The sequence below is a fragment of the Natronosalvus vescus genome (genome assembly GCF_023973145.1).
GTDB lineage: Archaea > Halobacteriota > Halobacteria > Halobacteriales > Natrialbaceae > Natronosalvus > Natronosalvus vescus.
Window position 1 is genome coordinate 3423120 of sequence record NZ_CP099546.1, and the last position, 24426, is coordinate 3447545.

Here is a 24426-nt window from a genome sequence, read left to right on the forward strand (position 1 = left end):
ACTACACCGTGACAGACCACCATGCCGCCAGACGGGCCGCCGGCCCTCGAGGGAACGCTCGTCGCCTGTTCCCACCCCCGAAGCGACCTCCACGCGTGTATCACCGACGAGTACGCCGACCTGGTCGACCGCGTCGGCGCAAAGAACGTCCTCGTCCTCCAACGCCATCCGTCGGGACTCGAGCGACTCGAACGGACGCTGGTCGAAGCCGATACGATCCACACGCCCCGACTCGAGGCCCTGCCCGAACACGCCTCAAAGGTACTCGAGGAGTACGATCCGACGCTCGAACGCCTCGAGTACGAAGAGCGGATCGAACTCATCTCGCTCGTCATCGCCGGAGCGAGTCGCGACGTCCCGCCGTACCTCGAGCGTGCCAGCGACCACGATGGGTTCGCCCGTGACGTGGGTCGTCTCCTGCTCGAGGCGACCCGGCAACGAATCGATTCGACGACCATCGATCCAGACACCCATTCTTGTCTCGCCTACCTCTACGCGATGAACGATCGGTTTCACGACGAACTCGAGGCACGGGGGTTCATCGAGCGGGCGAGCGTGATTCCCCGGGTCGTCGATTTGCTCGAGGCGGACGCCGACGGCCTCCGAGAGCGCGTCACCGCATCGTTCGACGCCGTTCTCGCAGTGCAGTTCGAGGAGTTTCGCCGGCTGGATCGACACTATCTGGCGGCGCTGACCGCCGACGCCGACCTCGTCTGTGTCGGGCAACGGCACGCGAGCGTCGAACGTACCCGCGTCGAACCAGGCTCGCTCGAGTCGATTGCGACCGGGGTCGGTCTCGAGTGCCGTCCCCCAGCACGCGAGACGGGACCGGAGACGCCCCACCGAACGATTACAGAGCTCCTGGCAACCGGCTCACCCCCAGTGGACGAGCAGGATCCGTCTGGCACCGCCTACCGAATCCGGGCCGAAACCGCCCGCGACCAGGCCACACAGGTCGCCCGCGAGATCGAGTCACTGTGTGTTCGGGAGGGCTGGTCGTACGACGAGGTCGCCGTCGCCGTGCCGCGAGCGGAGCGGATCCCGCCCACCCGACGGTGGCTACGTGACGCCGGGGTGCCGACGGCGACCGTCGGCACACCGTCGCTGGCGGACGATCCGGCCGTCAGCGAACTGTACGCGGTCATCGAAGCCCAGTGTACGCTCGATCGGGGCCGCTCCACGGCCGACCTCGAGGAGGTCGTCGTCGATCGACTGGCCGCTCGCGTTCCCGACTTCTCGCCGACCACGCTCGAAACCTGCCGAGACCGGTCGGTGACGACGACCCTCGAGCGCTGGCTCGAGGTGACGAACCTCAAAGGCCGCATCGCACGCGACGAGCCCTGGGTCGACGCTCGCGAACAGTTCGAGAGCGTTCGCCGCGTCCTCGAGATTGCCCGTTTCGTCGAGCAGACCGACCTCGTTGCCCCCGACTGGCAGGGCCTCCGCCGGATGCTCCAGCGGACGATCGAGTACGACGCGCCTCACGTCCACACCATCGAGACCGCCACGACCGGTGGCGGAGTGTCCGTCTGTCCGATCGACGACCTCGCCACCGACACGCGGGAGGCCGTGTTCGTGCTCGATCTGACCGACGACAACTATCCGGGGACGCAGTTTCTGACCCCGTTGTTTCCTCAGGCGTGGCTGCGGTCGATGCCGGCGTTTCCCGCCGTGACGAATCCGACACCGGTGGAACTCGAGGAGACGTTCGCCACGGTCAGGGCGGACGAAGCGGTGGCCGATCCCTTCGAGCGCTACCACGCCGAACGATCGCGTCGGAAACTCGCGCTGGCTTCGCGGGCCGCACGGTGCCACCTCTGTCTCTGCTCGTACGAGCGCGAAACCGACGGATTACGCCGAACGCATGAGGAATCCCGGTTCGTTCGCGAACTCGACGCCTCGCCAGTCGTCGAACTGGAAGACGTCGATCCCCCCGATACTCGCGGGCGGATCCACGGCCGCCAGCGCACGCTCGAGGCGATTCTGGGGACGCCCTGGAACGACCTCGAGACCCTCCGGCGACGGACATCGATCGGTGAAGTGGCGTCGCTCTCAGATAGCGAGGAGTGGATGCAGGAGATCGCGCTCGCACTCGAGACTGTCGGGGGTGACAGGGATGCTGGTGGTTGGGCCGAGGATGCTGCAGGTGACGATGACGGAACCGTCGAAGGTGGCAATGACAGGGTTGCTGGCGGGTGCGTCGACGAGGAACTCCGACAGGCCATCGAGACGCAGTTCGAATTTGCCGCGGGGGAAGTTCGTCGATGACCGCCGAACCCGACCCGGATGCGGACACGGGCGACGAGAGCGGCTCGAGTGACTCGAGTGACCGCCACAACGTCCCCATCGAGGGGATCCAGACGTACCTCTCCTGCCCACGCCAGTACGAGTACGAGCACGTCTATCGGCTCACAGCCGACGACGAGAGCCCCGAGACCGACCGCTTGCACCTCCTGCGGAGAGCGATCTGTGCGGCGCTTCGAGCCGGCGACGTCGAGACGCTCGAGGAACGGGCACTCGAGGAGTTCGAAACCCAATGGGACGACTACGCCGAGGAGGTTCACTCACCCACACAGCGCCGTCACGAACGGCGCGTGCTCGAGGCCACGATTCGAGCCTACGCCGAAGCGGTCGGTTGCGACCACGCCAAGGGGCTGTACGCGACCAGGGCGACCGGCATTACGGGGGAGCTGGTCGGCCCCGATCTGCCGGTGACGGCGACGGTTTCCGCTACTCGAGTGGGCGGTGAGAACGTCGTCGACCTCGACATCGACGCCACCATCGACTACGCCTTCCTCGAGGGATCCTCGTTCGTCGGTGTCCGATTCGTGGCGGCGCCCGACCACCTCGGACTGGCTCGCTATCGCGACTCGTGGGAGGGCGACATTGAAGACGCGTTCGCCGATCACGTCGACCCAGAATCCGACAGGTTCGAACCGCGTCTCGTCGGCACCCTGTTCGAGACGGCCACGGTGCTCGAGGGTCTCCGCACCCTCCGGGATCGACTGGGGCTGGAGGACGCCCGAACCTGCCGATACGTCCAGATCCCACTCCTCGATCGAGGTGGGCTCTCAGTCAACTGGCATCGCGACCGCGTCGAAACGACGCTCGAGCCAATCGATCTCACCGATCGGTATCTCGACCACGACACCTTCGGGATGACGCTCGAGCATCGCAATCGAACGATCGACGGCCAGCTCAAACGGGTCACATACGCGGCGTCGACGGGATCGTACGAACCCACCGAGCGCTGGGAACAGATCGAACGCCACGCCTGTCCGACCTGCCCGTACACCGTCTGTTGTCCGGAGTATCTCTCGAGCGAGGTGGCGTTCGATGGGTGAGGAGGGAGACCGATCACAGACCCCACAGGGCAATCAGCGAGCAGTCATCGAGAGCGACGCGACGTGCATATCGGTCGACGCCGGTGCCGGAACCGGCAAGACGACGACGATGCTCATGCGGATCGAACGGGCACTCGAACGCGGGGACGTCGACCCCGAGGAGATCCTCGTCGTCACCTTCGCGAACGAGGCTGCCGCCAACATCCGAGAGTCGATCGCCGACAGACTCGAGCCCGCGGTGGCCGCACGCATCGACGTTTACACCTACCACTCGCTATGTTATCGGCTGGTTCGGGAGTACGCCTACTACCTCGGCCTTTCGCCGTCGTTCGAGGTCGTCACCGAACGCGGCCGGCGACGACTCCTGAATCGGCTGCTCGCCGAGCGCGATTACGGGTTCGCGGCGGTCGACGTTGCACCCGGTGAGCGGGCAACACCGGCGACGCTCGCGAGAACCGTCGACGAGTTCGTTTCCGTCATGAGCCGGGAGAACATCGATCCCGACGACCTTGAGGCGGCGCTCCCCGACGAGCGCACGCTCAACTTCCTCGACGAACTCCTCTCGATGGCCCGGCGGGAAGCCACCGCGTCGCTCTCGTTCGACAACGAAGCGCTCCGATACTTCAACCGGGACGAACATCTCGAGGCAGCCCGCGAAGCACTCGTCAGCTACGGCACGCGGTTGACGTTCTGCCGGGAGAAGATCGCCGAATCTCCGGCTTCGTTCCGGGAGGAACCACTCGTCGAGGAGATCGACGCGTATCTCCGCACCGTCCAGGCCTGCGTGACGAACGTTCACGGCGCGATGGATCTCGACGATCCTACTACGAAACAGCTTCCTCGGGTGCTCTTCGCAAACCAGATCTGGGGGGATCGAACGAAGGCGATCGAGCAGACGCCGATCGGTCGCCTCGAACACTACGTGGCCTTTCTCAGGCAAGCGATCCACTACACGGCGATCTACGCGGACTATCGGGAGCTCCTTGCGACGGAGGGTGCCGTCGACTTCGACGAACTCGTTCGGACGGCAACGCGACTGGTTGCCGATCCGAGGGTCGCCGACGAAATCGTCGGTCGGTGGACACACGTTTACTGCGACGAGTTTCAGGACACCGACGCGACCCAGTGGTCGCTGGTGACCGAACTCACCCGTGGCGACGACCGACCGGAGCTGCTCGCGATCGGCGACACCGACCAGGCGATCTACGGCTGGCGTGGCACCGATCCCAGGGGCCTCGAGCGCGTCGGTGCGGACGACCCGGATCACGAGTCGATCGAACTCGAGGTGAACTTCCGATCGAGACAGGAGATCCTGGATCTCACGAATCACTGTTCGTACGGGCCGCAGACGTCGAAGACGCTCCGGGAGTTCGGTCGAATCCCGGGCGAGTACGACGAATCGAATCCGCTACACCGCGTGCTGAAAGTCGAGAGCGACGACCTCGCGTGGTCGGTACCAGAGCAGGTGGGAATGACGATTTCCCGCCTGCTCACCGACGAGTGCGCCCGCGTTCCGAAGCGAACGGTCGGCGACATCGCCGTGATCGTCCGGACGAACGCTCAGGCACAGGCGATCACCGACGAACTCGAGTCCCGCCAAATCCCCTACGAGCGGGCCGGCTCGACGGTGGGTTCGACCGCCCCGGGCGTCCAGACGATCATCTCGTACCTCCGGGTGCTCGCTGACCCCGGTGCCGAGACCCACCTCCGGCGGGTGTTGCTCATGCGATACCGGCTGTCGGAGACTGACCTGACTCGACTCCAGACGGCCGACACCGGGCTGTACGAAGCACTCCGTTCCGTCGACATCGACACGCTAGAAAACCCGTCGCGCGTCGAACGAGCGCGAGCAGATCTCGAGGCGCTCACGGCCGAGACAGACGCCTATCCCCTCACCCAGTTTCTGCGACGGTTCCGTGAGCGAACGCGACTCGAGTGGTTCCTCGAGCCGGCGGCTCGACGTGCCTTCGACCGGATCGAACGCTTCGCCGACACGTACGACGGCAACGACGTGCTGGGGTCGCTCTCGACACGCTTCGTCGATGCGCTCGAGCGAGCGGTGACCGGTGGATCTGGCGACCGCCAGCAGGGAACGACCTCCGAAGATGCGATCGACGTTATGACCGTTCACCAGGCAAAAGGCCTCCAGTACGACACGGTACTCGTGCCGTACTGCTCCGACGAGGAGTGGTGTGTCCGATCTGACTACGCCTACAGCGCGCGATATCGACTGCTCACTGCCATGCTCGATGCGGACGAGGGGTCACCGTCACCATTGTATGCGGATCTCGCGACCGAACCGGTCGCCGAATCCTGGCGCGTTCTCCACGTTGCGCTGACGCGGGCCGAAAATCACCTCTTCGTGTTCGGTTCCGAGTACGACTACGAGGGCGGATCGGATGCATTGGGGTCGTCCACGGCCGAGGCGTGCCTCCCGTCATCGATCGAGTGGTCGGTCACAGGCGAGCGCCTGGATCTCTGGACGACACTCACCGAGGCGTTCGAGCGGGTCGAAGAAACCTATCCGGAGACCGTTGTGGACGTGACCGACACCCTCTCAGCGACCACGCAGGGCCCGATGGGAGAGGTTGCCTACACCGACGGCGATGACGAGCGCACGCTCGAGGCCACAGAGGCAGTCGGGGTGATCCACCGCCTGGGTCGGTTGCTCCGTAACGGCTCCCTACTCTCGGCGTCCGACGCGGCACCGTCCGTGTCCGAAACACCGATTCCAGCGAGCCGCCGAACCGGTGCGCTCGATCGGGCTGCCGTTCGATTTTCGATCGACGCCCTCTTCGATCCGACCGGTGACTCCGCTCCCGGCGCGCTCACCCACAGCTACAGCGCGTTGCGAACCCACGGCGAGTGTCCGCGAAAGCACTACCTCGAGTACGTCGTCGGTGCCCCGGACGATCCAGTAGCGGACGACTCGAGCAACGGAGAGGGTTCTGCCGACGCCACCGATCCGACGGCACCCCGCCAGAACGCTCGCCTCGTCGGTACCGTCTTCCACGCCGTCGCCGAGGAGTCGTTCCACCGAGGCTATACAAGCCAATCCGAGTGGGAGAACGCCGCCAGGCGACAGCTGGCGGCTCGTGGCCAGCACCAGCACGAACCGACCGTTCTGGCGTGTATCGACCGATACTTCGAGGCAGGCACACCTGAAATAGACGCACCCGTCCACGAGTGGCCGGAACTCGCCGCCGAAGTGTCGTTCACCGTCGACGACGTCCCTGGCGTCGACGGTTCCGTCGTCGGTGCGATCGACACCGTTCGTCGGACGCCCGACGGAGATCTGGTCGTCCTCGATTACAAGGCCACTGGCGAACGGATCGACCCCGACTCGGCCGTCCAGCTCTCGCTGTACGCCCGCGCCTACGAACGCCAGTTCGGCGAGGCCGTCGACGCAGTGGGCTACGTCTACGTTGGCCCGGTCGACGGTTCCCGACCGCGGGTGGATCTCCGCCAATCCACCGTAGTCCCCGCCTGGGAATCAGTTCGCGACGCGCTCGAGGCACTCGACCAGCCAGGGTACGCGGAGACGACGCCAGGCTCACACTGTCAGTACTGTGCCCACCGCTCGCTGGGCTGTGGGCCGGATCACCTCGAGTAAGCGGTGTGGCGAGCGATTTCGGCGAACTCGGGCTGGCGATCCTAGTCACTCCATTCCGCCGACTGATCGCAGGTGAGTCGGCTCGAGACTCGAGAGTCGAATAACGAGTCGGCTGTGACGACTACAGGTCGCTCGAAACGCAGGGTTGGTCAGTCGTCGCTCGCGGCGTAGCCCGCCGACTCCGGTTCCGGGGCTGCGCCAGCCGTACCCGGCAACTCCGCCCGGACGTCATCTCGCCCGTCCTCCGTAATCGCCTGGTGGTAGGCGTCTGGCATGACCTTCACGAACGCCTCGAGGCTCGCCTCCCACTCCTCGAGCAGTTCCCGGCCGCGTCCGGAGCCGGTGTAGGCGACGTGGTTTTCGAGCAGGCGCTCGAGCATGGCCTCGTCGGCCTCGTCGAGGTCGTCGTACAGCGAGACCATTTCGGTGTTGGCGGCCCGGCGGAGCGTCGATTCGGGGTCGTAGACGTAGGCGATACCGCCGGACATCCCGGCCGCGAAGTTGGTGCCCGTTTCCCCGAGGACGGCGACGACGCCGCCGGTCATGTACTCACAGCCGTGGTCGCCGACGCCTTCGACGACCGCCTTGGCACCGGAGTTGCGGACGGCGAAGCGTTCGCCGGCGACGCCGTTGACGTACAGTTCGCCATCGGTTGCACCGTACAACGCGACGTTGCCGATGGCGACGTTTTCGGTTGGGTCGTAGCCGGCCGTGTCGGGCGTCCGGACGGTGATCTTCCCGCCGGAGAGTCCCTTGCCGACGTAGTCGTTCGCGCCGCCCTCGAGGTGGAGTGAGACACCGCTGGCGAGGAACGCACCGAAGCTTTGCCCGGCGGTTCCCTCGAGGTCGACGGTCAGAGTGTCCTCGGGCAGCCCTGGCTCGCCGTACCGGCTGGTGATCCGGTTCGAGAGCATCGTGCCGACAGCACGGTCGACGTTCGAGATGGATTTCGAGAGGGTTCGCGGCGTCTGGGATTCAATCGCATCGGCCGCATCCTCGATGAGTGTCCGATCGAGATGCTTATCGAGTTCGTGATCCTGCTCGCGAATCTTCGTCCGCACGTCCCCGGCGGGGTCGGCGAGGACGTCCGAGAGATCGACCGTCCGCGCTTTCGGGTGGTCGACGTCCGACCGCTGGGTGAGGACGTCGACGTGACCGATCATCTCTTCCAGGGATCGGAAGCCGAGTTCGGCCATGATCTCGCGCAGTTCCTGGGCGATGAACGTCACGAAGTTGATGACGTGCTCGGGTTCGCCGGGGAAGCGCTTGCGGAGATCCTCGCGCTGGGTGGCGACGCCGACCGGACAGGTGTTCTTGTGACACTGGCGGGCCATCACGCAGCCCTCGGCGACGAGGGAGGCGGTGCCGAAGACGTACTCCTCGGCCCCGAGCAAGGCGGCGACGGCGACGTCGCGGCCGGTTTTCATCCCGCCGTCGGCGGAGACGCGAATGCGATCACGGAGACCGGTCGCACAGAGCATCTGGTTCGCTTCAGCGAGGCCGAGTTCCCAGGGGAGACCCGCGTGTTTGATCGAGGTTCGTGGGGAGGCACCGGTGCCGCCGGAGTGGCCCGAGATGTGCACGACGTCGGCGTTCGCCTTCGCCACTCCTGCGGCAATAGTTCCAATCCCGGCTTCTGAGACGAGTTTGACGTTGATGTCGGCGTCTTCGTTCGCCGTTTTGAGGTCGAAGATCAGCTGTTTGAGATCCTCGATCGAGTAAATGTCGTGCTGTGGCGGCGGTGAGATCAGGCCGACGCCGGGGGTCGACTTGCGCACGTGGGCGATCATCTCATTGACCTTCTGGCCGGGGAGGTGGCCACCCTCGCCGGGCTTGCTCCCCTGGGCCATCTTGATCTGGAGTTCGTCCGCGCTCGAGAGGTACGTGCTCGTCACGCCGAAACGGCCGCTGGCGACCTGTTTCACGGTACATTCGCGTTCGGTGCCGAATCGCTCGGGCGGTTCGCCGCCTTCGCCGGAGTTGGACTTCCCGCCGATTCGGTTCATCGCGACGGAGTTATTCTCGTGAGCTTCCGGAGAGAGGCTCCCCAGGCTCATCGCTGCCGTAGAGAACCGCTGGACGACGTCTCGGACGGGTTCGACCTCGTCGATCGGGATCGGGTCGCGGTCGCTGTCGAATTCGAGGAGTCCCCGGAGCGTCCGGAGGTCAGTCGACTGGTCGTTGATCTGGTCGGCGTACTCCCGATAGCGCTCGTAATCGCCCGAGCGGACGGCCTGCTGGAGAGTGCCGACGGTCTGTGGGTTCCACTGGTGGTGGATACCATCCGAGCGGTGCTCGAACTCGCCCTGGCGGGCCAGCGTCGCCTCCTTCTCGTCGAACGCGGCCGCGTGGCGCTCCATCACGTCGGCCTCGAGTTCGGCGAGCCCGATTCCTTCGGTGCGGTTCTCGGTGCCCTCGAAGTACTCCGCGACGAGCGAGGAGTCCAGACCGACGGCCTCAAAGATCTGGGCGCCCTGGTAGCTCTCGATCGTCGAAATGCCCATCTTGGCCTTCGTCTTCAGGATGCCGTCCTCGAGCGCGCCGACGTAGGCGTCGATCGCCACCTCGATGTCTGCGCCGTCGGGGCCCGCGGTGACGTCCTCGATGGTCTGGTAGGCGAGGTAGGGGTTGATCCCGTCCGCGCCGTAGCCGATCAGCGTCGCGAACTGGTGGACGGTTCGGGGATCGCCAGTCTCGAGGACGATCCCGGCGTGGTTGCGTAGCCCCTCGCGGACGAGGTGGTGGTGGACGCCCCCCATTGCGAGTAGACTCGGGATGGGAACGGTGTCTTCGTCGACACCACGGTCGGAGAGGACGACGACATCGTGGCCCGCTTCGATGGTGGCAACTGCGTCTTCGCGGACGCGTTCGATGGCGGCCTCGAGTGCGGCCCCCGGTTTTGCGTCGTCGACGGCTCCTCGATCGTAGGTGATGTCGACCGTCGCAGCCGTAATACCGTTTTTCTCGCATCCGCGGATCGCCTCGAGCTGGGCGTCGGTGAGTATCGGCGAGTCGGCGACGAGCTGACGGGCGTGTTCGGGCGACTCCGCGAGGAGGTTGCGCTGGAAACCCAGGCGGGACTCGAGGGAGGTGACGCGCTCCTCCCGGATGTAATCGAGCGGCGGATTCGTCACCTGCGCGAACAGTTGCTTGAAGTACGAGAACAGCGGCCGGTTGAACTCGGTGAGCACCGACAGCGGCGTGTCGTCGCCCATCGAACCGATAGGATCCTTCCCCTTCTGGGTCATCGGCTCGATCATGTTCTCGAGTTCGTCGTGGGTGTAGCCGAAAGCGGCCTGAGCGGCTCGGATCGACGGGACGGCGTGCTGGGGCGCACGTTCGCCCGTCGTTTCGATCGACTCGAGTGCCACCTGTTCGCTGGCGACCCACTCGCCGTAGCGATCGTCGACCAGCGACTCGAAGACCTCCTCGTCGGGGATAACACGCCCTTCGTTCGGATCGGCGAGGAAGAGTTCTCCCGGCTGGAGTCGACCGCGTTCGGCGAGGTTTTCGGGGTCGGTCTCGAGCGCACCGGCCTCGCTGGCCATGATCAGTCGATTGTCGATCGTCACGTCGTACCGGCAGGGACGGAGCCCGTTGCGATCGAGGACTGCGCCGACGCGCTCGCCATCGGTTGCCGCGACGAGTGCCGGACCGTCCCAGGGTTCGACGAGCGAGGCGTGGAAGTCGTACCAGTCCCGGCGAGCCTGATCCATGGTCTCGTCGCTCCGCCAGGCCTCGGGGACGAGCATCCGAAGGACGTGCGCGAGGTCGCGCCCGTCCTGGAGGAGGAGTTCGACGGCGTTGTCGACGCTCGCCGTGTCGGACTGGGTCGGATCGTTGATGCCGGGTTTGACCGCCTCGAGATCCGAGATGACGTCGCTCTCGAGATCCGTCTCGCGGGCGCGCATCCAGTTGACGTTCCCCTGAATCGTGTTGAACTCGCCGTTGTGAACGACGTTGCGGTACGGGTGAGCGAGGTGCCAGGCACCGAGGGTGTTCGTCGAGAAGCGCTCGTGCACCATCACGAACGTCGATTCGAGGCGCTCGTCGGTCAGATCCGTGTAGTAGGTCGCGAGCTGTTCGCCCTTGAGCAGGCCCTTGTAGACGACGGTCTTCGAATCGAGCGAGCAGACGTAGAAGCGGTCGGAGCCGTCGATATCGGTGTTCTCGACACTGTTCTCGAGTGCGCGTCGGGCAACGTACAGCCGTCGGTCGAAGGCCTCGCGCTCGAGGTCGTCCGTCGGCGCAACGAACACCTGCCAGACGTCCGGTTCAGAGGACAGTGCGGTCTCGCCGAGGCCGTCGGCGTCAGTGGGGACGTCCCGCCAGGTCAGCACCTCGAGGTCGTACGTCGCGAGAACGTCGGTGACGATATCGGTGAGTTGGTTGCGGGCGGTCGCATCCTGTGGGAGAAAGAGCGAGCCGGCGGCGTACTGCCTCGGCAGATTGACGTCGAGATTCGCGTCGAAGAACGAATCGGGCGTCTGTACCATGATCCCGGCACCGTCGCCGGTATTCTCCTCGGCACCGGTGGTTCCACGGTGCTCGAGGTTCACGAGTAACTCGATTCCGTCGGCGACGACGTCGTGGCTCGAATCGCCCTCGAGATCCATGACGACGCCGACACCGCAGTTCGACCGCGTGTCGTCGGGGCTCGCGAGACCCCGGTGGCTGTGGAGCGACGAGGCTCCGTGTGGCTGTGGCATGTCTTCACGAGGGAGCATCTCCCATAAGAGGTTACCCCATAATGACTAAGTGTATTATAATCACATATTAGGTTATTTTATCAATACGGGTGTACTCGAGGTCGAACACCGGTTCGACGAACCGGTGTCAGGAACGCGCTCACAAATCGGCGATATATTCCGCGGACGAAACGCTATACTACCGTGTTCACAACGGAGATGTATGAACGGGTGGATCGTCAGGAAACTGGAGCCTCGCATCAGATCGCGACGGCGGTGGCCCTCTCGATGACGGCCCGTAATGATTTTTTCGACGGGATGCGCGCGTGTGCGCCACTTATGGTCGGGATGGTGCCGTTCGCGCTCATCGCCGGCGTCACCGCGGTGAACGTCGGTATCGATCCAGTACTGGCTGTTGTGATGTCTCTCGTCGTGTTCGCTGGAGCGGCTCAACTCGCGGCGATCGACCTGATTGGACAGACGGCATCTGTCGTCGTCGTCGTGTTCACGGCGATCGTCATCAATCTCCGCTTTATGATGTACAGCGCATCGATCGCACCGCATTTCAGCCGCTTTTCGCCTGCCTCGAAGTGGTTCAGCGCGTACGTACTTACCGACATGGCGTACGCCCTCTCGGTCGCCGAGTTCGACGCGTCCCCCTCTGAAGACCGGAGCAGAAAGTGGTACTATCTCGGGACGGCGATGATGGTCTGGATAACCTGGCAACTTGGCACCATCGCTGGCGTTATCCTCGGCACCAGTATTCCGGACGGGCTCTCCCTCGAGTTCGCGATCCCGTTGACGTTCATGGCGTTACTCTTCCCAGTCCTGAAGGGGCGTCCGACGATGCTTGCGGCGCTGGTCTCCGGGTTCATCGCGATGATCGCGGCACCACTGCCGTTCAATCTCGGGCTGGTAACGGCGGCCCTCGTCGGCATTCTCGCCGGCGTGCTTATCGAAGTGCGAGCCGGGAAATTCCCGTCGGGGCGACAGGCCGAGGACGTCGGCGACAGTGGTGAGTCGGCGTGACGACCGGCTACAGCTCACAGACCATTTTGGTGATAATCATTGCTGCTGGAGTCGGCACATTCGCATTGCGCCTCTCGTTCATTCTCCTGTTCGGCCGACTCAGCGAGGTGCCACCCCGTGTGATCGGCGTCCTGCGGTTCGTGCCCGCTGCGGTTCTCGCCGCGCTCGTCGTCCCCGCCATCCTCAGTCTCGAGGTAGACCCTACGATCGGGCTCGAGTTCGAGTGGCCGACGCTCATAGCCGGAACAATTGCTGCGGTCGTCGCCTGGCGAACCGAGAACGTTCTGGCGACTATCGGTGTCGGCATGCTCGTGCTGTGGACGCTACAGCTGGTGCTGTGAGTTGGTGGCGACTGACCATCGTGTGTTCCTCACAATCAGGGCGATAGCGACACCACTCGAAGTGATGGTTCCACAAAAGGTGTCAGAGGCACGTAGTGCCCACCCCAACGGATGAACACCACGTATGATACTCTCTGCTCCATCCATATGCGCTCAGGGGCTAAACGATTAGGGTTGGTTGGGATTATCACACATCAGTCGCCTCAGGGTCTGGCTCACTCTCGATATGGCGTTCGATCGTGTACGCAATTCTATGTCCACTCACGCACAATCTCACGCTCAGTTCAAGATTCCATGTACACTCACGCTTAATTCCCCGTCTAGCTTGAGTACGCAGGACGCGTGTAACCGGTTTCACCGACAAGCGCAAGCACGAGAACGAACGTCGATAAACAATCGAGTAACCGCGTCCGGATTCGGACGAGCCGACCTCATAGGTATGTTGTAGTCTCTTTTCGGTGATTCCCCTCCAGATCGACAATAACCGGCAAAAAGTTACAGCAAACCGTATCAGTACGTCCGGGCGAAGTACGCCAGCTGATCCGCGTGCTCGCCACAGATCGTACACGTCGCGTCTTCGTCGTCGGGGGCCACCGGTTCGCCGTCGGTCTCGGGGCTTTCTTCGGCGAGGGGCTGGAAAACGATCTCAGCGGCGACTTTCTCCTTGATGACCTCCTCGCAGGCCTGGTCGCCACACCACGGCACCTTCACGTAGCCGCCGTGGCGACCGATCGTTCCCATGATATCCTCGGGGCTGTCGGCCGTCCGAACGTTCGACTCGAGTGTTTCCTCGGCCGCATCGTAGAGCTTCTCGTAGATCGTATCGAGGTGTTCGTCGACGGTGTCGTCGATCCCCTCGCGGTCGGCGACCAGCTTTTCGTTGTCCGGCCGGTGAACCAGCGTGACCTCGCCGTCCTGTGCCTCGTTCGGCCCGATCTCGAGCCGCAGAGGGACGCCCTCGAGTTCGTGCTCGTTGAACTTGAAGCCGGGATTGCGCTCGTCCCGGTCGTCGAGTTCGACGCGGAAGCCGGCGGCCTCGAGTTCGTCGGCGATGTCACCGGCGTAGCCGAGTACCTCGTCCTGGGTGTCGGCCTGCCAGATAGGGACGATCACGACCTGCGTGGGCGCGACCGTGGGTGGGAGCACCAGCCCCTGGTCGTCCGAGTGGGTCATGATGAGCGCGCCCAGTGCGCGCCAGGACAGTCCCCAGGAGGTCGTGTACGCCGTCTGCTCGTTCTCGTCCTCGTCGGCGAAGGTGATGTCGAACGCCTCGGCGAAACTCTGGCCGAGGTGGTGGCTCGTCCCGCCCTGGACGGACTTGCCGTCGGGCATCAGACACTCGACGGTCGTCGTCGTATCCGCGCCGGGGAACTTGTCGTGTTCGGGCTTCTTCCCTTTCAGGACGGGAATCGCGAGAACGTCCTCGTACACCCGCGCGTACTGCTCGAGACGTGTCCAGACCTCCTCCCAGGCCTCCTGGTCGGTTTCGTGGGCCGTGTGGCCTTCCTGCCAGAGGAACTCCTTGGTTCGGAAGAACGGTTTGGTGTCCGTCGCCTCCCACCGAACCACGGAGCACCACTGGTTGAGCCGCATGGGCAGGTCGCGGTGGCTCCGCGTCCACTCGGCCATGAAGGGTGCGATGATCGACTCGCTTGTCGGGCGCACCGCGAGACGCTCCTCGAGTTCGGTGTGCCCGCCCTGGGTGACCCAGGCGACCTCGGGGTCGAAGCCTTCGACGATGTCTTTTTCGCGCTCGAGGTAGCTCTCGGGGATGAAAATCGGGAAGTAGGCGTTCGTGACGCCGGTCTCCTTGAACCAGCCGTCGAGGGCATCCTGGATCGATTCCCAAAGCGCGTAGCCGCGGGGTTTCGTGACGATGAAGCCGCCCATGGGTGCGTAGTCTGCCAGTCCGGCCTTCTTAACGACCTCGGCGTACCACTCGCCGGGTCGATGCGATTTGGACTCGGTGATGCCGAGTTCCTGTGATTCCTCGCTCATACGTCGATAGTCTGCCAGCGCACTCTTAAACGATGCGAAGGTGTGTGAGCGTTACTCCCCCCGAGTGTGCTGCTTCAACACGTTGAAGGCGCGTATGGTGTGCGTAGCACCAACTGAAACGAGCTACACACCGATCGAAGCCTCATCTTGCGATCGGAAGTGCAGTGACGTTCAGTGGCTATTTTTGACTCGGTCGACACGAGGCCACAACTGATTGGCTCGCCGATAGCCCAGTATCGACCGGTTATTCGTACACCCCTGTTATCGTTATTTCAGCATCATATTTAGTCACACGGTACTGTCTAGTTCTTCACCTCCTCGACGGGAGTTCGTTCGTTTAGTGCCTGGTTCGATCGATCGTGGTTATAATGGTGTCTGAAGCGTCTCAGCCAGCGGCGTGCACTGGCTGGACTGCCCCGCCAGAACGAGTGAAAGCGGTCGATCCGCATCGACACGGTCTGAAACCACTTTTCGATGTGGTTTCGCTCGCTGTAGTCGAGCTGACCGCTCAATTTCCGACGAGCAAGGGCAGTCAGATAGCACCCAGCATCCACGAGAAACGCTGTGTCGTTGAGTTCGTGTTTCTCCTCCAATCGGTGGAGAAAGGCCGCTGCGGGGTCGGTGCCGCGACGGCTGAACACGTCGATTTTGAGCAGCAGCTTCGATTCTGTGTCGATTGCGGCGTACAGCCACTTTTTCTCGCCGTCGATCTCGATCTGTTTTTCGTCGACCGCGACCTCTACGTATTCGAACGCGAGGGGAACCTCCTGGCGGGGATCAACAACGGGGACGGGCCGCTCGAGACGACTGTGGACACTACCTGGGCTGATCAGACGCTCACCGATTTCACCGATCACGGTGACGACGTCGAGGTTGCGGACGACGGGACGGTGACGCTCGAGGTACCGGCCAAAGGCTGGGTGATGTACGCCCCAATGTAGCTCGAGACGGAAGACAGTACTTCAAAAAGTATAGAATGGATGTGGTCGCCGAATTGGATTGCTTCCAGCGGCTCGAGCGACTCTCGCTGAGGCGTTTCAATCGTATTCGGCGGCAAACACTAATCAGAGACGCCGGTCACGGTCACGCCGGCGTGAACGTGAACGGGAACCCCGTTGGTTCCGGTTCTCCGGCTTTTATGCGAGTTGGTCAAAAACACGTAAGGACGCACATGACCACCATGCACGCGATCGAAGTCGGTGCCTACGGCGACAGCGACGAACTCGAGTCGGTCGAGCAACCGGTTCCCGAGACGGAGGCGGGCGAGGTTCGTATCGCCGTCGAGGCGGCGGGTATCAACTTCGCGGACATCATGCAGCGGCGCGGTCTGTACCCCGGGGGGCCGGAACCTGCCTACGTGCCGGGGATGGAAGTCGCCGGAACGATCGATGCCACCGGCGAGGGCGTCGGCCTGAGCGAGGGTGACCGGGTCGTCGCCATGTGCAACGGCGGGGGCTACGCCGAGTTCGTGACAGTCGACGCACGGATGATACTCCCCGTTCCGGATGGGATGAGTTTCGTCGATGCCGCCGGATTCCCCGTCCAGTTTCTCACGGCTCACTCCTGTCTGTTCGCCTGGGGTGGGCTCGAGGCGGGGGAGTCGGTGCTCATCCAGTCCGCCGCGGGCGGCGTCGGCACGGCCGCCGTCCAGCTGGCCTCCCGAGCCGGGGCGACGGTGTTCGGTACCGCCAGCAGCGACGAGAAACTCGAGCTGGCGGCCGACCTCGGATGCAACCATCCGATCAACTACACCGAGACCGATTTCCGCGAGGTCGTTCGAGCGGAGACCGACGACGGCGTCGACCTCGTCCTCGAGAGCGTCGGCGACGACGTCTTCGACAGGAGCCTCGACGCCCTGGCTCATTTCGGTCGGCTGGTTACCTATGGCGTCGCGAGCGGGGTTCCAGCGACGGCCCAGAACCAGCGGCTCCTGTTCGAGAACAAGTCCGTTATCGGGTTCCACCTGGGGCAGGCGTCCCGTCGCGACCCCGAGCGGATCATGCAGGCCATTCCGGAGCTGACAGAGGGGCTCGCGTCGGGCGACCTCGAGGTTGTCGTCGGCGAGACGTTCCCGCTCGAGGACGTCGCCGAGGCCCACCAGTTCATCGAGGATCGAGAGAGTATGGGGAAGGTCGTACTCGTTCCCTGAGTGCCAGTGCCAGTGACAGTCGTCCGTCTCTTCGGATGTCCCTTCGAGAACGCACGTGTGAGTCAGTATAATCGAGTTTACGCCGATCCGTCGAACGAGACGCCGCGCTCGAGACCGTGATCCACGAAGTCCGCTTCGTCGAGCGGCCGACCGCCCTCGAACCGGAACGTTCCCGCGACGGTGTCGCCCTCGAGGACGGCTGGCAGCCACAGGCGGTCGTCCTCCCACATTCGATCGTAGGGAACGGCGTCGACCGACACCCACTCGGGTCTGGCTTCGGGTGTCGCCGTCGGCTGTCCTTCGTATTCGGTGGTACGGAACACGTGGCAGACGGTGTGCACGTCGCCATCCAGCAAGAATGTGAGTTCGCCCGCTTTTTCCGTCTCGTTGGGATCGATCGCGAGGCTCACCTCCTCGTGAACCTCCCGCACCGCACACTCGAGTGGTGTTTCGCCGTCCTCGAGTTTACCGCCGGGGCCGTTGTACCACCCCTCGCCGAGTCCGCGTCGTTTTTCGATCAACAACACGTCGCTTCCGTCCAGGATAAAACAGAGCGTCGCCTCGATCATACGCGTGTGTTCGCGTGTGACGGGAAAACTGCTGGTGATTTTCGATCGGTTCGTTTGGGGTGGCTACCGATCGGCCGCGACCGCCCGGACGGCGGCGACGAGTACCACGAGGCTACAGAGGATCATCGCCCCCTGTGCCCCGACGGCGACGGGTGCGTCGACGGTGTCCCCGGTCAGCAACTCGAGCAGGTCGGGGATGCCACGCGTGCTACCGGCGATGCCGAGCACCGACAGGCCGGCCAGCCCGTAGACGGCGAGGGCGGCGTGCTCCGTTCGACTGCCGGCGAGACCCAGACCCACGAAGAGAACGCCGAATATCGCCGGAATGAGGGCGGTTACGCTCGCGAAGTCTGTCACCACATACGCTGCGATGCCGATGACAATCAGGAGCGCACCGATAACCGTTCCGACCGTGAGCGCCTGGTTCGTTGCTGTTGCCATACCGGCCGTTCCGTGAGAGTTACCAAAAAGGTGCCTGGTACGCGTCTCGATAGATAGCTCGGTTCTCCAGCTGCCTCGCTCACGCCTCTGGGTCGACCCCTGCGTCCGTCGACTTCCGGTCTAACAACCGGTCGAGACCGAGCGCGAGCGCAACCGAGAGGCCAGCACCGACGAACGCGAAACTGGCGATGACGACGAAGAACGTCGAAAGGGCGAACTCCTCGAGCACGAAGCCAGCAATCGCGATGCTCGCCGCTCCGAACCCGAACTCGCCGAGGTAGGTGTAACCGTACGAGAGGCCGCGACTATCGGCGGGGGTGTAGACGGCTACCGCGTTCTGGTAGAACGGCTGGATCGCAAAGAGGAAAAAGCCGAGGACGCCACTGAGGACGATCAGCGCGCCCAGTCCCAGGTTTACGACGGGGATGAACGCCAGTGCGAGGACAGCGAGGATGACGAAGAAAACTGCCAGCCCGCGGGCGGCTGGAATCCTGTCCGTGAGCTTTCCGCCAGCGTACTGGCCGGCCATCCCGACGACCAGGAGACCGACGTATATGTAGAACCCGGGATCGATGTCGTACTGCTCGAGCGCGGGCAAGATTTCGAGTCCCTCGACCGCTGGCAGTCCGTGCATGATCTCGGGGAGGTAGGTGAGCATCCCGCGGTAGTACAGGCCTTCGAACGTGACGATGACGAAGACGATGGCGAACGCACTGGCGAAGAGGGCTCTGGAGTTCGTGACCAGGTCGCCGAGCGACAGCGCTTCGTCCGGGCCGGCATCGACGTCGTCCGCGACGGCCGCCGTCGAATCGAAGTCTGCGCTGAGTCCGTAGACGACCGCCAGAAAGCCTGGAACCGCGAGCATGGCCGCGACCAGCGGCCACTCGAGGAAGATCAGCAACGTGGCGGCGACGAACGGACCGAGGGCGATGCCAAAGTTCCCGGCGATCCCGTGCCAGGCGAACACCGTTCCCCGTTCCTCGACGCCGGTACTGATGAGCGCGAGTCCAGCGGGGTGGTATATGCTCGCGGCGATCCCCCACAGCAAGAGCCCGACGGCGATGGCGTAAATCGACTCGAGAACGGAGGCGGCCGCGAGGACGGTGAACGCGAGGCTCATCCCGAGCAGACAGAGCAGGATCAGTCGTTTAGGACCGTACCGATCGGCGAGGATGCCACCCGGGAGGGCGCCGATGCCGAACGGTGCATAGCCCAGGGCCACGATGAGGCCGATGAGGGTGACGGTCACGTCGAACTCGGCGAGCCAGACGACCAGAAAGATCGGAATCGCGGTCTCGAACCAGTGGACGAGGGCGTGGCCCGCCATGGTGAAGCCGGCGATCGATCGATCGTTCGAGTTGAGAGACATACGAGTGGGTTGGTACTCGAGTGGCTGGCGTCCGACTACTTAGCCGCTTGGAATTCGGCACTCGAGGGAGCGGTGACGAGACTGCTGTGAAACCGGTGATCAGATTGCTCGGAAATGGCTCTTCGTCGACTACATTCGGCTCGTTCCTGGAATCGAAGGAATAGCGAGTCCGTGCCTGAAGAGGGTTACTCGTCTTCGATATCGCGATCGCGAACGCCGACGGCCTTCGAAACGTCGACGTCCTCGGGTTCCTCCTGGCCACCCACGACGAGGTCGCCGTCGGGCCCCTCGACGTAGACGTCGTCGGCAAACCCGCCTTCGGCGTGGGGGTGTTCGGGATCCTCGAGTCGCTCGGGGGTCGATGGAGCCTCCGGAATGCCGCCCTCCGGTTCGAAGTCGCCGAGCGGATCGGCGATCGTGATGCCCCAGGTGTCGAAGAAGTCCCTGTAGCGCTCGTAGTGATCCTCGAGTTCGTCCGCGGGGAACTCCATCATCTCCGTCCAGCCGTGGTTGTAGAAGTCGAAGTTCGCCTGAATGTGGGTGATCTCGCGCGCTTCGGCCTCGGAGTACCCTTCGCGCAGCGCCTCGAGGTAGCTGTCCATCGTCGCCTCGAACAGCGCGTCGAGGTGGGCTTTGCGTTCCTCTGCGTGGGCCGAGTCGGCCTTCCTGGTGAACACTTTCGTGTGTAGGCGAACGAGTCCGGAGACGGCGACCGTCCGGACGACCGGCGTCTCGAGGGCCTTCCGGGAGGCGAAGTGACGAGCGTTCTGTCGAAGCTTCATAGGTCGTCGTAGGGGGCCGATCCTAAAGAGCGATGTGGAGTCGTCTCAGCGGACTCGTACGGATGAGTAATGCGTGGTGCCTCTCGGCCACGGGGAACTCGAGTGGACGCGTTCGATCAGAAAGCACATTCGTTCGGACATAACACGTTCACATGAACACCACCGCGCTCTTGAGGTCGTCACTCGGTTCAAACGAACATGTCCGATGACTCGAGGATAGGCGATATAGCAACCCACTTTAACCCCCGTTGCCAACATTTCGGACATGACTGAGTACGTCATCATCGGCGACGGGATTTCCGGCAGTTCGGCTGCCGAGACACTCCGGGAGGAGGATCCGGAGTCGTCGATCACCGTCATCACCGATGAGGGTGAACCGCTGTACAATCGAATTCTGATCAAAGAACACGCCAAAGGCAAACTCCCCGAGGCACCGATCTCGATTCACGACGAGGGATGGTACGAAGAGCGCGACATCACGCTTTCGCTCAACACCCACGTGACAACCGTCGACACCGACAAGAAGATGGTTCGTACGCACGAGAAAGCGGACATCTCCTACGACAAGCTGCTGATCGCGACCGGTGGGACGCCGACGCAGTTGCCCGTCGAGAACAGTGACGCCGACGGCATTCATCACTTCTGGACGTTCCAGGACGCCCGGAAAATCCGCGAGAGCGCCGAAGCAGCCGACGACGCCGTCATCGTCGGTGCTGGCCTGCTCGGAATCGACTTCGCCGCCGTCTGTGGTTCCCAGGACGTCGCCGGCAAGTACCTGATGCGCGGGGATCGGTGGTGGCGCTACGCGCTGTCGGCCGACGGGGCTGAAATCATGCACGACGGGATGCGCGACGTCGGCGTCGAACCGGTCTTCGACAGCGGCGTCAGTGAGTTCGTAGTCGACGACAACGGGTGCGTTGAGGCCGCCATCGACGCCAACGGCGACCGCTACCCGTGTGACTTCGCGGGCGTGGCTATCGGTCTGACGTTCAACACGGAGTTCCTCCGCGAGACCGACATCGAACAGGAAAACGGCATCGTCGTCGATCAGTACATGCAGACCAACGTCGACGACGTGTACGCCGCCGGCGACCTGACGCAGTTTTACGACGTACTACTGGGCGAACAGGCACAGAACGGTTCCTGGGGGTCGGCCAAAGAGCAAGGTCGGGTCGCCGCCGTCAACATGGCCGCCGACGACGACGCCGAGGAGTTCGAGTGGGTCTCCTCGTACTCGATCACGCACTTCGACTTCCCCTTCCTCTCGTTTGGCCATCCGACACTCGGCGACGAACACGCCGAACGACGCTACTCCGACACCGAGTGGCGACGGATCGCGTTCAAAGACGGCAAAGTCATCGGTGGCGTTCTCATCGGGGATCTCTCAGCACAGAGCAAGTTGAAACAACTCATGCGCGAACAGCGCGTCGTCTCCGATCAGGCCGAGGTACTGCTCGAGAAACGCGTCGATCTCGACAACCTCGCACCAACCCAGGAACAGTAGCCTTCGATCCGATACCGACCAATCGTCGATTTCTGGTGTTATTCCCATCGAACGGGCTGTAGAACCCATTCCTCGAGATTGCGGTGCTGGTTCAGCAGTGTTCATCGAGAAGTCACTCGAGTGTACGGATTCGGTTAACTCTGTTGAAACCCTTTAGGTGTGATAGAAATAGCGTACTGAATTGAGAGGATGGATGCAGAAAATCGACGCCGTTACTTTAACCAATTCGCGTAAATAATAACGACCAGTGGAACTACCTATTGTTTGTTAAGGGGGCGACAAAATAGTTACTTTATTGTAATCGATCGTCGCTATTTTTTACCTTTCCCCTTTTTGTACCCTTTGCCCTTTCCACACTTCTGCCTCGGCTTGTGGCCCTTCTTGCCTTCACGTTTTTTATGTTTATTACGGCTGTCTTTGCCAGTGTTGACGTAGCGAATGCACTGTCCTTGGTTTCGGAAGCCGTAGTTTTTCCATCCGCCACTCTTACAAGCCTCTTTGTTCGTTGGTGAGTCTCCGACTGCCGTGGCGCTCCCGCTCGCTGCCGTCCCCACGACGACGAGTGCGCCTACTGCCGCTCCTTTTTGCAACACGGAGCGTCGGATACACTGTCCGTTATTGGTTCGCTCTTTTCTGTCATGGTAATTCCACCTCACGCCTGTGAGGCGAACGCAAGTACTCCAGAGGCCCACTTTTAATAGATAGACCGTTCCAACCAGATCACATAATGGTTTCAATGGCAACACCAGAATTCGGTACAGAAGTCGACTGATAAACTGAGGTTGAATTTGACTAATTTTCCAGGACACATTTTACCAACCTTGAACATATTTGTTGTAGAATTTACGTTTCAACCTCCATTAATTGTTTTCATCAACGTAATTGCGTGGGTAATATCACGGTGGCGTGATTATTTTGACGGGAGCAAGAGGACATTTACACCATTAAAGACGGGTTATGAGCCAAGACCAAAATCGGGAAGAAATGCATTTGCTTACGCGTTCAAAAAATCCAGTCCAGAACAGCACGTGGGCAGTGAGCGTCCCATGAATCCGTGTAGAATCACCACCACCACCACAAACCATGCCAGATCTCGCGTGGCGTTCGCGCCCTGTATTCAGCACGACCCTTGAAACCTATCACCGATTACGGATCTCAACAGAGCCGTTCATTTCTGTTTTCTCACTGCTGCTGTGAGTCTTTCCTCTCGAGTGAACCAGGAGTCACGACCTACACGTCACCAATTGCGAACTGCAAACAAGTGCTCTCTACTACGTCGACCGAACGCCGATGCCGTGGAAGTCGCTGTCCTCGTTACCCTCGTCGGGTTCGACGACGGTGACGATCTCGCGATCCTCGACGCTGAGAACGGAGAACCCTGGCGACTCACCTTCGGCAGCGTGTGGGTCGCCCGAAAGCGGCTCGGGGCCGCGAAGGCTGACGAACATGTACTCGTCGTCCGGGGAGCCCCACATGATGTCCGGCGCGGGGCCGTAATCGTCAACTTCGTCGACGACTTCGTTTGTCTCCGGGTCGACGACCAGGCCGTTATCCGTTTCTCGGTTGAGAATCCAGAGTTCGTCGCCGTCGTCGGTGAACCAGAATCCGTGGGCGTCGTAGCCGTCGGTGTCTCGAGCGACGTCCTCGGCACTGTACTCGTCGGTCGGTTCGTTGGTTTCCGGATCGATCGGTTGGGTAGTTTCGGTGTCGACGGCGTACCACTCACCGACGCCACCCGTTTCCTCGTGGTTGCTTGGTGCACCAGCGGTCAGGTAGACGGTTTCCTCGTCGGGGCTGGCCATCGTCCCACAGTTAGTGCGGAGCTCAGCAGGGCTGAAGACGTGATCTATCTCGAACGAGTCGTAATCGAGCACGACGACGCCAGCGAAGTCGATTGACGGCCCGAGCGTGTGATAGGAGTGGCCGTTCGCATGATCGTGACAGATCGGTCGCCCGCGCACGCCGTCGTCGTCTTCGGGGAACTCGTCCTCTCGATCAGCGAACGCCGGTGCCTCGTCGATGACGAGTTCATCGACGATTTCGAACTCCTCGCTCTCGATATCGGCGTCGACGCGAACAATCGCTCCCTCGCCAATGGCGTCGACGTGGATGTGTTCGTCGTCGGGAGTGAACCCGGCGAAGTGCGAGCCAGCACCGGTCTCGAGATTCGCGACGAGTTCGCGATCCTCCGTTCGGTAGACGAGCGTCCGTGCTCCGGCGGTACACGCTACGGCGGCGTACTCGCCGTCGGAGCTGAAGTCAATCATGTGGGGTACCTGTCCGAACTCGTCGACGTCGTCGTTGACGTCGATCGAGGCGATTTCCTGGAATTCGTCGTCGCCGGTTGGTTCGTAGACGTAGATCTGGTCAGTTCCCTGATCGAGCGCCCACACCTCGTAGCTGTCGCCGCCGGCACCGTTGTCGTCGCTGCCAAGGCAGCCAGCAACGGCCGTGAGGGTCGCACCAGCCGCCCCGCCAAGAAACGCACGCCGAGTTGATTGTCTCATCGTACTACTCTCTGAGAACCCCATACGCAAAAATACACGGGTTTCAAGCCGTCTAAGCGGCAAATCTCATATCTAGACATAGGCTCCGGCAA

General features: G+C 62.6%; 15 protein-coding genes and 1 pseudogene. 8 read left to right on the plus strand and 8 right to left on the minus strand.

Annotated elements, in window-relative coordinates:
* Positions 1-21: 21 nt before the first annotated feature.
* The 3 genes from NGM68_RS16290 to NGM68_RS16300 are packed head-to-tail and all read left to right on the plus strand — an operon-like array spanning position 22 to position 6957.
* A complete protein-coding gene (locus NGM68_RS16290; protein ID WP_252699279.1) occupies positions 22-2268 on the plus strand; it encodes a DEAD/DEAH box helicase in 2247 nt (748 codons plus the stop codon).
* Positions 2265-3344, plus strand: a complete 1080-nt coding sequence (locus NGM68_RS16295; RefSeq protein ID WP_252699280.1) for a PD-(D/E)XK nuclease family protein — start codon at positions 2265-2267, stop codon at positions 3342-3344. The genes NGM68_RS16290 and NGM68_RS16295 overlap by 4 nt, the downstream gene beginning before the upstream one ends.
* On the plus strand, positions 3337-6957 hold the full coding sequence (locus NGM68_RS16300; RefSeq protein WP_252699281.1) for a UvrD-helicase domain-containing protein: 3621 nt from the start codon (positions 3337-3339) through the stop codon (positions 6955-6957). The genes NGM68_RS16295 and NGM68_RS16300 overlap by 8 nt, the downstream gene beginning before the upstream one ends.
* A gap of 149 nt (positions 6958-7106) precedes the next feature.
* On the opposite strand, the gene gltB is transcribed toward NGM68_RS16300, so the two are convergent.
* Entirely contained in the window at positions 7107-11666 is a 4560-nt protein-coding gene (gene gltB / locus NGM68_RS16305; protein WP_252699282.1) for a glutamate synthase large subunit, read from the minus strand.
* A gap of 267 nt (positions 11667-11933) precedes the next feature.
* Between gltB and NGM68_RS16310 the strand changes: the two genes are divergently transcribed.
* Positions 11934-12674: an AzlC family ABC transporter permease gene (locus NGM68_RS16310; protein WP_252699283.1), complete on the plus strand. Its 741-nt coding sequence runs from the start codon at positions 11934-11936 to the stop codon at positions 12672-12674.
* Positions 12671-13015, plus strand: coding sequence for an AzlD domain-containing protein (locus NGM68_RS16315; RefSeq protein ID WP_425493582.1), 345 nt, complete (start codon positions 12671-12673; stop codon positions 13013-13015). The genes NGM68_RS16310 and NGM68_RS16315 overlap by 4 nt, the downstream gene beginning before the upstream one ends.
* Before the next feature lie 510 nt (positions 13016-13525).
* Here NGM68_RS16315 and proS read toward each other — a convergent pair.
* Together proS and NGM68_RS16325 are read right to left on the minus strand one after the other, a co-directional pair.
* Positions 13526-15013 carry a proline--tRNA ligase gene (gene proS, locus NGM68_RS16320; protein WP_252699285.1) on the minus strand — a complete coding sequence of 496 codons (1488 nt, stop codon included), beginning with the start codon at positions 15011-15013 and terminating at the stop codon, positions 13526-13528.
* A 302-nt stretch (positions 15014-15315) separates the two neighbouring features.
* Positions 15316-15753 (minus strand): annotated as a pseudogene (locus tag NGM68_RS16325) (DDE-type integrase/transposase/recombinase); the annotation flags it as partial.
* 69 nt (positions 15754-15822) lie between these two features.
* Here NGM68_RS16325 and NGM68_RS16330 point away from each other — a divergent pair.
* Positions 15823-15954, plus strand: a complete 132-nt coding sequence (locus NGM68_RS16330; protein ID WP_252699286.1) for an alpha-amylase domain-containing protein — start codon at positions 15823-15825, stop codon at positions 15952-15954.
* Between the two features lie 239 nt (positions 15955-16193).
* Positions 16194-17162, plus strand: coding sequence for a quinone oxidoreductase family protein (locus NGM68_RS16335; protein ID WP_252701444.1), 969 nt, complete (start codon positions 16194-16196; stop codon positions 17160-17162).
* Between the two features lie 77 nt (positions 17163-17239).
* Here NGM68_RS16335 and NGM68_RS16340 read toward each other — a convergent pair whose 3' ends face one another.
* The 4 genes from NGM68_RS16340 to NGM68_RS16355 form a co-directional block, all read right to left on the minus strand.
* Positions 17240-17731, minus strand: coding sequence for an 8-oxo-dGTP diphosphatase (locus NGM68_RS16340; RefSeq protein ID WP_252699287.1), 492 nt, complete (start codon positions 17729-17731; stop codon positions 17240-17242).
* 63 nt (positions 17732-17794) lie between these two features.
* On the minus strand, positions 17795-18172 hold the full coding sequence (locus NGM68_RS16345) for a hypothetical protein (RefSeq protein ID WP_252699288.1): 378 nt from the start codon (positions 18170-18172) through the stop codon (positions 17795-17797).
* Between the two features lie 79 nt (positions 18173-18251).
* Positions 18252-19541 carry an MFS transporter gene (locus tag NGM68_RS16350; protein WP_252699289.1) on the minus strand — a complete coding sequence of 430 codons (1290 nt, stop codon included), beginning with the start codon at positions 19539-19541 and terminating at the stop codon, positions 18252-18254.
* A 185-nt stretch (positions 19542-19726) separates the two neighbouring features.
* A complete protein-coding gene (locus tag NGM68_RS16355; protein WP_252699290.1) occupies positions 19727-20323 on the minus strand; it encodes a DUF6149 family protein in 597 nt (198 codons plus the stop codon).
* A 265-nt stretch (positions 20324-20588) separates the two neighbouring features.
* Here NGM68_RS16355 and NGM68_RS16360 point away from each other — a divergent pair, with 265 nt between their 5' ends.
* Positions 20589-21827 (plus strand): NAD(P)/FAD-dependent oxidoreductase, encoded by a 1239-nt coding sequence (locus NGM68_RS16360; protein ID WP_252699291.1) that lies wholly within the window; start codon positions 20589-20591, stop codon positions 21825-21827.
* Positions 21828-23098: 1271 nt separating this feature from the next.
* Here NGM68_RS16360 and NGM68_RS16365 read toward each other — a convergent pair.
* Positions 23099-24334 (minus strand): YncE family protein, encoded by a 1236-nt coding sequence (locus NGM68_RS16365; RefSeq protein ID WP_252699292.1) that lies wholly within the window; start codon positions 24332-24334, stop codon positions 23099-23101.
* Positions 24335-24426 lie beyond the last annotated feature (92 nt).

Coding starts and splice junctions, on each gene's coding strand:
- NGM68_RS16310 (WP_252699283.1), top strand. CDS start 11,934: ATGACGGCCCGTAATGATTTTTTCGACGGGATGCGCGCGTGTGCGCCA.
- NGM68_RS16335 (WP_252701444.1), top strand. CDS start 16,194: ATGCACGCGATCGAAGTCGGTGCCTACGGCGACAGCGACGAACTCGAG.
- NGM68_RS16340 (WP_252699287.1), bottom strand. CDS start 17,731: ATGATCGAGGCGACGCTCTGTTTTATCCTGGACGGAAGCGACGTGTTG.
- gltB (WP_252699282.1), bottom strand. CDS start 11,666: ATGCCACAGCCACACGGAGCCTCGTCGCTCCACAGCCACCGGGGTCTC.
- NGM68_RS16365 (WP_252699292.1), bottom strand. CDS start 24,334: ATGAGACAATCAACTCGGCGTGCGTTTCTTGGCGGGGCGGCTGGTGCG.
- NGM68_RS16360 (WP_252699291.1), top strand. CDS start 20,589: ATGACTGAGTACGTCATCATCGGCGACGGGATTTCCGGCAGTTCGGCT.
- NGM68_RS16350 (WP_252699289.1), bottom strand. CDS start 19,541: ATGTCTCTCAACTCGAACGATCGATCGATCGCCGGCTTCACCATGGCG.
- NGM68_RS16290 (WP_252699279.1), top strand. CDS start 22: ATGCCGCCAGACGGGCCGCCGGCCCTCGAGGGAACGCTCGTCGCCTGT.
- proS (WP_252699285.1), bottom strand. CDS start 15,013: ATGAGCGAGGAATCACAGGAACTCGGCATCACCGAGTCCAAATCGCAT.
- NGM68_RS16355 (WP_252699290.1), bottom strand. CDS start 20,323: ATGAAGCTTCGACAGAACGCTCGTCACTTCGCCTCCCGGAAGGCCCTC.
- NGM68_RS16295 (WP_252699280.1), top strand. CDS start 2,265: ATGACCGCCGAACCCGACCCGGATGCGGACACGGGCGACGAGAGCGGC.
- NGM68_RS16300 (WP_252699281.1), top strand. CDS start 3,337: ATGGGTGAGGAGGGAGACCGATCACAGACCCCACAGGGCAATCAGCGA.
- NGM68_RS16345 (WP_252699288.1), bottom strand. CDS start 18,172: ATGGCAACAGCAACGAACCAGGCGCTCACGGTCGGAACGGTTATCGGT.